This is a genomic window from Mycobacterium sp., assembly GCF_035633495.1.
Lineage (GTDB): Bacteria > Actinomycetota > Actinomycetes > Mycobacteriales > Mycobacteriaceae > Mycobacterium.
Genome location: NZ_DASQEU010000074.1, coordinates 1 through 4,881, shown reverse-complemented (window position 1 = coordinate 4,881; position 4,881 = coordinate 1). Strand labels below are relative to the sequence as shown.

General features: G+C 64.9%; 8 protein-coding genes. 4 read left to right on the top strand and 4 right to left on the bottom strand.

Features of this window, described 5'->3' with window-relative positions:
- The 4 genes from VET27_RS11820 to VET27_RS11805 all read left to right on the top strand — a co-directional run.
- Positions 1-168: class I SAM-dependent methyltransferase (locus tag VET27_RS11820; RefSeq protein ID WP_526518234.1), on the top strand; the 168-nt coding region annotated here is incomplete at its 5' end.
- Positions 169-282: 114 nt separating this feature from the next.
- Positions 283-1,143 carry a cyclopropane mycolic acid synthase family methyltransferase gene (locus VET27_RS11815; RefSeq protein WP_526518232.1) on the top strand — a complete coding sequence of 287 codons (861 nt, stop codon included), beginning with the start codon at positions 283-285 and terminating at the stop codon, positions 1,141-1,143.
- A 66-nt stretch (positions 1,144-1,209) separates the two neighbouring features.
- Positions 1,210-2,193 carry an acyl-CoA dehydrogenase family protein gene (locus VET27_RS11810; RefSeq protein ID WP_526518230.1) on the top strand — a complete coding sequence of 328 codons (984 nt, stop codon included), beginning with the start codon at positions 1,210-1,212 and terminating at the stop codon, positions 2,191-2,193.
- Complete coding sequence (locus tag VET27_RS11805) at positions 2,190-2,411, top strand: hypothetical protein (protein WP_526518228.1); 222 nt, start codon at positions 2,190-2,192, stop codon at positions 2,409-2,411. Before VET27_RS11810 ends, VET27_RS11805 begins: the two co-directional genes overlap by 4 nt.
- A 100-nt stretch (positions 2,412-2,511) precedes the next feature.
- Here the strand turns inward: VET27_RS11805 and VET27_RS11800 are convergent, their stop codons facing one another.
- The 4 genes from VET27_RS11800 to VET27_RS11785 all read right to left on the bottom strand — a co-directional run bounded on the left by VET27_RS11800 (position 2,512) and on the right by VET27_RS11785 (position 4,845).
- The gene (locus VET27_RS11800; RefSeq protein WP_526518226.1) at positions 2,512-2,901 is read right to left on the bottom strand and encodes a type II toxin-antitoxin system VapC family toxin; all 390 of its coding nucleotides are present in this window, start codon (positions 2,899-2,901) and stop codon (positions 2,512-2,514) included.
- Positions 2,901-3,155: a type II toxin-antitoxin system VapB family antitoxin gene (locus VET27_RS11795; protein ID WP_526518224.1), complete on the bottom strand. Its 255-nt coding sequence runs from the start codon at positions 3,153-3,155 to the stop codon at positions 2,901-2,903. Before VET27_RS11795 ends, VET27_RS11800 begins: the two co-directional genes overlap by 1 nt.
- Before the next feature lie 74 nt (positions 3,156-3,229).
- Positions 3,230-4,390, bottom strand: a complete 1,161-nt coding sequence (locus VET27_RS11790) for a hypothetical protein (RefSeq protein ID WP_526518222.1) — start codon at positions 4,388-4,390, stop codon at positions 3,230-3,232.
- Between the two features lie 65 nt (positions 4,391-4,455).
- Positions 4,456-4,845: a hypothetical protein gene (locus tag VET27_RS11785; RefSeq protein ID WP_526518220.1), complete on the bottom strand. Its 390-nt coding sequence runs from the start codon at positions 4,843-4,845 to the stop codon at positions 4,456-4,458.
- Positions 4,846-4,881 lie beyond the last annotated feature (36 nt).

The window sequence follows — 4,881 nt, the reverse complement described above, 5'->3', positions numbered from 1 at the left end:
AAGACGCTCGACGCCTGGGCCGCGAACCTCGAGGCGAAGAAGGACGAGGCCATCGAGATCACGTCCGAGGAGATCTACGAGCGGTTCCTCAAGTATCTGGTTGGCTGCGCCGACCTGTTCCGGCAGGGCTACACCGACGTCGTCCAATTCACCTGCGAGAAGGCGTGACTCGCGCGGGTGTAGTAATTTACGTTATTCCTACTAACTAAATGCGAACAACGAACCATCGGGTGGAGGACGTCGCACATGGTTGAGACTGCAGCCGAGCCGACAAACAGAGCAATGACCATGGAACCGCACTTCGCAGAGGTCCAAGCGCACTACGACCTCTCAGACGACTTCTTCGGCACCTTTCAGGACCCGACGCGCACGTACAGCTGCGCGTACTTCGAACGCGACGACATGACGCTCGAAGAAGCCCAGTTCGCCAAGATCGACCTGGCCCTGGGCAAGCTGGATCTCAAGCCGGGCATGACGCTGCTCGACGTCGGATGCGGCTGGGGTTCGGTGATGAAGCGGGCGATCGAGAAGTACGACGTCAACGTCATCGGTCTGACGCTGAGCAAGAACCAGGCCAAGTTCGGGCAGACGTTGTTGGACGGCCTCGACACCTCGCGGTCGCGCCGGGTCCTGCTGCACGGCTGGGAGCAGTTCGCCGAGCCTGTCGACCGCATCATCAGCCTGGAGGCCATCGAGGCGTTCCCGCAGGAGCGGTACGCGCCGTTCTTCAACAGCTGTAGCGCGATCCTGCCCAGCGGCGGACGGATGGTCTTGCAGGCGATCCTCGGGCATCCGCTGAAGCGGTGGCCGGAGATGGGCATCCCAATCGTCATGTCCGACTTGCGTTTCATGCGTTTCATCGCCAAGGAGATCTTCCCGGGCGGCTCCATTCCGTGCGACGACGACATCATCAACCTGTCCCAGGACGCCGGCTTTACGGTCGCGGAGAAGCAGCTGCTCGACGAGCACTACGTGCGCACGCTCGACATGTGGGCAGCGGCGTTGGAGGAGCACCACGACGCCGCGGTCGCCGCCACGTCCGAAGAGGTCTACGAGCGGTACATGAAGTACCTGGTCGGCTGCAGCGACTTCTTCCAGCGCGGCATCAGCGAGCTGGGGCAGTTCACCCTCGTCAAGGGGTAGTCGAGTTCGACTCTGCCAGAGTCAAAGCCGCGTTCTTTCGACGCCGTAGCGGTTGAATCGGTGACCGTGACCGGAACCCTCGCCCAAGACCGCCTCCAGCACGCCCGCGCCCACTTCGCGCCGGTGTTCGCCGAGATCGCCGCAGGCACGCGCCAGCGTGACCTGGACCGCGAGCTGCCCGTCGATGCGGTGAACGCGTTGAAGAAGGCCGGTTTCGGGGCGCTGCGCGTGCCGATCGAGTTCGGCGGCTGGGGGCTGGACTGGACCGAGGTCACGGCGCTCTGGATCGACCTGGTCGCCGCCGACGCGAACCTGGCGCAGGCCCTGCGGGGTCACTTCGTGTTCGCCGAGGACGTGCTGTTCCGGCATCGTGGCGGCGAGGACGTGCGGCGCTGGTTCGAGCGCTTCGTCGCGGGTGAGATCGCGGGCAACGCGTGGACCGAGATCGGTTCGACGTCGATCGATCGCGTGCAGACCGAGGTGACGATCGTCGACGGCCGGCAGGTGGTCAACGGTGCGAAGTACTACACGACCGGGACGATCTTCGCGGAGTGGGCCGACGTGTATGCACGCGTCGGTGACGACCCGGTGATCGCGTTGGTCGACACCCGCCTGCCCGGCGTCACCGTGCTCGACGACTGGGATGGTTTCGGACAGCGCGGCACCGGCACCGGCACGGCCGAGTTCCATGACGCCCGGGTCGAGGACCTGGTGCCGTTCAGCAAGCGGCACCCGTACCAGACGGCGCTCTACCAGTTGAGCCACCTCGCGTCGCTGGCGGGCATTACGCGTGCGGTGCTCGACGACGTCACGCGCGAGGTTCGACAGCGGGAACGAAACTTCAGCCATGCCAACAGTTCCCGGGTGCGCGACGACCCGCAGGTGCTGGCGCGCATCGGTGAGATCTGGGCGGCTGCCTACACCACCGAGGCGTTGGCACTCAAGGTGGCGGAGGCGATCGACGCGGCGGCCGCCGTGACCCGTCGGATGCCGAGGGCCTGGAGAAGGCAAGCGAGCGAGCCGAATTGGAGTCCTCGGCCGCGCAGGTGACGGCATCGCAGTTGGCGATCGACGCGGCGTCCAACCTCTTCGACACGCTGGGCGCGTCGGGCACGTCGACCCCGAAGGGGCTGGACCGGCACTGGCGCAACGCGCGCACGGTGGCGTCGCACAACCCGCGGATCTTCAAGGCGAAGGTGCTGGGCGCCTTCCAGGTCAACGGCACTCCCCCGCCGTATGCGTGGGGGATTGGGCGCACGGACCGCTAGCTCCGCAGCCTCCCGCGAGCAGACGCAAAAGTCCTTCGATTGCGGCGTGTCGCGGCACCTTTGTGTCTGCCCGCGGAGGGGCGGGGGCGCGGCGGATCTCCTACTGGGCCACAGCGATGTCCGTGTGCCCAAAGTCGTCGCCCTTGAACAACAGTGGCTCACCACTGACCTTGGCGAGCGCGTATGAGAAACAATCGCCGTAGTTCAGGCCTGCGCGATGACGGCCCTTGCCGTACTGCCGATAGGCCGCCCGGGCGACCTCGGCTTGCTCGGCACTGACCGCAACAAGACCCACCGACGCACGATGCAGCCAGAGGTCCAGTTCGCGGCCGCCAGATTCACCGAAACGGCTTTCGATCACGATGGCGGTCTCCAGGTACGACGCGGTGGACATGGTCCGCACGGGATCGTCAGCCACCCTCGTTTCGATCAGCTCGGCGTCAGGCTCGTCGGTCAGCATGGCAACCAGAGCGGAGGTGTCGATGACCATCAGGACGGCAACCCGCGGTCATCGAAGCCGATGATCTCCTCTGGGGAGCGGTCGCCGGACGCTGGCAACGCCGCGCACCGACGACGAATCGCGGCAAGTTCATCGCGCAACGGGATCACTCCAGTGCGACCGGCCTGGCGTGCCAGTCGTTCACGCAAGGCGACTACCACCGCTTCGGTCAGCGTCTCCCCGGTCCGCGCGGCGAGCTCCCGGGCGAGGCGGTCAGCCTCCGGATCTTTGATACTGAGGGCCATGTCTCGATTATAGACAGTTGTCAAGATTCTAGAAACATCTCTGCCGAGTTGGTCATCACGCATTGACTGCCCGCTCACGATGCCTGATTGGTGGAGGATCCCCATGGTGGAAAGTCCAGGTCGTCATGCTCGGATGCCTCAGCGAGGAGCGCTCGCTTGAAGCGGAGACTCTCTTCATCGATGGCCGTTATCGCCTCGTCGGTCAGATCTTGACGAATCCGGCTGTTCGCGTGCACGAATGGGATGTAAGCGCGCAGCAGCGCAGGCGTGTCCAACGCAATCTCCAAGGGGACGTGATCATCGCGGAACGGGTATCGCAGGATGTCTGAGAGCCGGTGCGTGCCCCACCGCGACGGATCCCCCCAGCCAGTGGCGCAGAGCTCCAGCAGCAGCTCCCGATAGCCGACGTTCGTGAAGGGTGCTCCTTCTGGAGAGGCAAAGAACCCGTCGAGCAGTTCGGAGACCGCGTCGTCGTCCCACTCCGGCCCCGCATACGCGGTGCCGCCGCCCGGAAGCTGGGCGAGCAACCACCTCACCAGCGGGAGGCCTTCCCGCCAGCCGTCCGGTTGCGGAAACCATTCGGCCCGAGTGAGACCGCTCTCGATCCACAAGCGCGCGTCGGCGGGATCCGTGTCAACGAATGTGGTTGCTGAGTCGACTCCTTCGCGTGCTCGGGCGAGCGACCTGTCCAGCGGTTGCGCGAGCACCGCGACGTCCGTGACCACGGACAAAGCATTGTGGTCGAGGAACGCGCCAAGCGTCATCTCGACCGCACCAGGCAGAAGCAGACCAATCGCCAGTTCGTCACCGTCGCCAAGGACGTCCGTCCGCCGCATGACTCCGCGCACCTCGACGTGCCCCAGCTCGACGATCCACTTCGGGAGATGCACGTTCCGCGTGGCGACTTCCCGTCGGCACCGCTCCTGCAGCAGGTCTTCACCGAGAAGCATTTCGGCGAGAACGGCCAGCAGGGCGGTGGTCTCACGGCATCGCCGCTCGACGAGACCGGCGACCACGCTCTCCAGGGACGACTTGACCTCCATGTCCTTTCCCCACGGACCCGGTTGAGGTGTGGACCAGCAGATGAAACGGCTGACCACGCTGAGCAGGTGCATGGGGTGCTTGGCCAACGTCTTTCGAACAGTCGTGATCAGGACGTCGTCGTCAGTCTTCGGTCGGTGGCGTTTGCGTGGACGGTTCTGTTTGGCGCCGCGGCGCTTGCGTGAGTCGGTCATGGCGCGGACGCTACGCACGGGCAGTGACACATCAGCTGTGGCGTGGCTGCCGGACAGTGACGACGCTAGTAGTTTTCTTCCCTCATGCCGATGAGCGTTCGGATGCGCTCCCCCGTGACGAGCTTGCGCTGCAGAGAGCGAAGCGCCGGAAGCGCTCGCTCATCAGGAAGGTTGGCGCCGAATTCAGTAGCCGCACCGAGAATGTCGCTAGCCCAACAGATTTCAGTCAGCAACAGCGCGCGTGCCCAATCGAGTCCGGATAGCGGTTGACCATTCTTGATCGCCGCGCTCAGCCGATCGGTGAGCTGAAAGAATGCGTCCACACTTTCTGCGCCAACGAGCGGCGCCAGGGCGCTGGCACCGGCGGCCGGTCCACCGTATTCCATCAGTCCTGCCAGCAGCAGCCGACGTTCGTCGTCGGTGAGGCCGACATCCGAGAGTTCACCGGCGGTCATTGTGGGATCGTAGTGGCCGCCTGCCGACTAGCGCCC

Excerpts from the sequence above, each read along its gene's own strand:
- VET27_RS11800 (WP_526518226.1), bottom strand. The coding sequence starts at position 2,901 with ATGGTCATCGACACCTCCGCTCTGGTTGCCATGCTGACCGACGAGCCT.
- VET27_RS11795 (WP_526518224.1), bottom strand. The coding sequence starts at position 3,155 with ATGGCCCTCAGTATCAAAGATCCGGAGGCTGACCGCCTCGCCCGGGAG.
- VET27_RS11815 (WP_526518232.1), top strand. The coding sequence starts at position 283 with ATGACCATGGAACCGCACTTCGCAGAGGTCCAAGCGCACTACGACCTC.
- VET27_RS11790 (WP_526518222.1), bottom strand. The coding sequence starts at position 4,390 with ATGACCGACTCACGCAAGCGCCGCGGCGCCAAACAGAACCGTCCACGC.
- VET27_RS11785 (WP_526518220.1), bottom strand. The coding sequence starts at position 4,845 with ATGACCGCCGGTGAACTCTCGGATGTCGGCCTCACCGACGACGAACGT.